Below are 2,742 nucleotides of genomic sequence, written 5' to 3' on the forward strand. Positions count from 1 at the left end.
GCCGTCCACCTCAGCGCACGAGATCAGCGTGCAGCTTGGCGCATGGCAATCCTGACGATAAGGGTGATGGTGTCCACGTATTTTTAAGTGGACACCATCGCCCTTATAGCTGGGATCGGGTAAGGCCCCGGAACAGTCCGAAGCTGAGCTGGATGTCGGCGACGAAGTGGTTCTTGAGCCTGCGGCCAAGGTTAAAAAGATCACCTGGCCAAAGGGCATGCGCGAACAAATCGCTGCTGTGCGCAACACGTTAGGCAATCAAGCAATGACACTAGAGATGCTGGTCGCCCATTTCGCCGCACCCAAGACCACCACACCACTGATCACAGAGGCGCTGGCTGCTTTGGAGGAGCTGGGAATGATCAATGCAGAAGAGGGTAAATACCGGATAGCGGGCTGATTTTAGGTTGCCATGCCAGATTGCCAACCTGTTGCTAGGATCTCGCCAAGGGCGTTTATAGGCGTTTTAGCGGTTTTTTGAGCTTCCCCCTGTGGGTAACCCTAAATTATGCCGATAAACGCACTGTACGCCCTTGTGGCCCCGAATAGCTGTTGTTACTATACGGTTGTCCAGTGTTTTTTTGGACGAAAAAAAGCCGACTCAAATGAGTCAGCTTTTTCCAAAACCATGGTGCGCATCGAACTTTCGACGGAGAGATGTGCACTGTACTTAACGAAACAAGACCGAGGACTCATTTCTGGGCGCAGATTCTACGGGACAGTTTTTGTCACGTAAACGCTTAAAAAGCGTATATCCGAGCCGTGACGGTCATTCTTAGGCTTTTATAGCCTAGCCGTCAATGACCTAAAAAGTGATATTGAGACCTTGGTCATGAAGAGGTTTTATCATGATCCAGTCCAAAAAAGATGTATGTGAAGTACCCGTGTGTTCCTACACCCGCCGTCGTCGGGGGCGCTTGGAATATGTAGCAAGCCACTGCCGTGGCTTGCCTAAGCGCTGACTGAGGAGCTGTAGCCCTGCCTCCCTGCGAGGTAGGGCTTTCGGTTTGACGCATAGCAGCTCCGCACAAGAGCCTAAGATCAGCCATCGAGCTGGTTTTTTCATTGCGCACTGCTAAATCCCCATCCCAGCTAGTCACGATGAGTGCAGAATTTGGTCGTGACCCCTTGTAGGGTTTGGGGTGAATGGGCAACCCCAGTCCAATCTCCCGGTGGTCGTGACGGCACGATAGCGATGCCTATCCGCAGGAGGTTTTCGTAATGCGAAATGCAGGAAAATCGTTTTGATTATCGAGGTGCTGGGGCTAGGTGTTGCCGTCCTCGGTTTTCTAGTTCAGGTGGGCTTGTTGTGTGTCTAGAGTCGCGCATGTCCTAAGTTATGCGACAAATCGTCAGCTCCCAGCCTGGCTGGTGGCAGGCTGGGAGCTGACGATTTGTCGCATAACTTAGGACATGCGCGACTCTAGACACACAACAAGCCCACCTGAACTAGAAAACCGAGGACGGCAACACCTAGCCCCAGCACCTCGATAATCAAAACGATTTTCCTGCATTTCGCATTACGAAAACCTCCTGCGGATAGGCATCGCTATCGTGCCGTCACGACCACCGGGAGATTGGACTGGGGTTGCCCATTCACCCCAAACCCTACAAGGGGTCACGACCAAATTCTGCACTCATCGTGACTAGCTGGGATGGGGATTTAGCAGTGCGCAATGAAAAAACCAGCTCGATGGCTGATCTTAGGCTCTTGTGCGGAGCTGCTATGCGTCAAACCGAAAGCCCTACCTCGCAGGGAGGCAGGGCTACAGCTCCTCAGTCAGCGCTTAGGCAAGCCACGGCAGTGGCTTGCTACATATTCCAAGCGCCCCCGACGACGGCGGGTGTAGGAACACACGGGTACTTCACATACATCTTTTTTGGACTGGATCATGATAAAACCTCTTCATGACCAAGGTCTCAATATCACTTTTTAGGTCATTGACGGCTAGGCTATAAAAGCCTAAGAATGACCGTCACGGCTCGGATATACGCTTTTTAAGCGTTTACGTGACAAAAACTGTCCCGTAGAATCTGCGCCCAGAAATGAGTCCTCGGTCTTGTTTCGTTAAGTACAGTGCACATCTCTCCGTCGAAAGTTCGATGCGCACCATGGTTTTGGAAAAAGCTGACTCATTTGAGTCGGCTTTTTTTCGTCCAAAAAAACACTGGACAACCGTATAGTAACAACAGCTATTCGGGGCCACAAGGGCGTACAGTGCGTTTATCGGCATAATTTAGGGTTACCCACAGGGGGAAGCTCAAAAAACCGCTAAAACGCCTATAAACGCCCTTGGCGAGATCCTAGCAACAGGTTGGCAATCTGGCATGGCAACCTAAAATCAGCCCGCTATCCGGTATTTACCCTCTTCTGCATTGATCATTCCCAGCTCCTCCAAAGCAGCCAGCGCCTCTGTGATCAGTGGTGTGGTGGTCTTGGGTGCGGCGAAATGGGCGACCAGCATCTCTAGTGTCATTGCTTGATTGCCTAACGTGTTGCGCACAGCAGCGATTTGTTCGCGCATGCCCTTTGGCCAGGTGATCTTTTTAACCTTGGCCGCAGGCTCAAGAACCACTTCGTCGCCGACATCCAGCTCAGCTTCGGACTGTTCCGGGGCCTTACCCGATCCCAGCTATAAGGGCGATGGTGTCCACTTAAAAATACGTGGACACCATCACCCTTATCGTCAGGATTGCCATGCGCCAAGCTGCACGCTGATCTCGTGCGCTGAGGTGGACGGC

The 2,742-nt window shown here is 52.0% G+C and carries 2 protein-coding genes; one reads left to right on the forward strand and one right to left on the reverse strand.

Annotated elements, in window-relative coordinates; translation table 11 throughout:
* The first annotated feature begins 166 nt into the window (after nucleotides 1–166).
* Nucleotides 167–400: a hypothetical protein gene (locus tag GHO03_RS24075; protein WP_153400651.1), complete on the forward strand. Its 234-nt coding sequence runs from the start codon at nucleotides 167–169 to the stop codon at nucleotides 398–400.
* Nucleotides 401–2,342: 1,942 nt separating this feature from the next.
* Here GHO03_RS24075 and GHO03_RS24080 read toward each other — a convergent pair.
* Nucleotides 2,343–2,576 (reverse strand): hypothetical protein, encoded by a 234-nt coding sequence (locus tag GHO03_RS24080; RefSeq protein ID WP_153400651.1) that lies wholly within the window; start codon nucleotides 2,574–2,576, stop codon nucleotides 2,343–2,345.
* Between the last annotated feature and the right edge of the window lie 166 nt (nucleotides 2,577–2,742).

This window comes from Pseudomonas sp. FSL R10-1339 (assembly GCF_009600545.1).
In the GTDB taxonomy this organism is placed as follows: domain Bacteria; phylum Pseudomonadota; class Gammaproteobacteria; order Pseudomonadales; family Pseudomonadaceae; genus Aquipseudomonas; species Aquipseudomonas bubulae.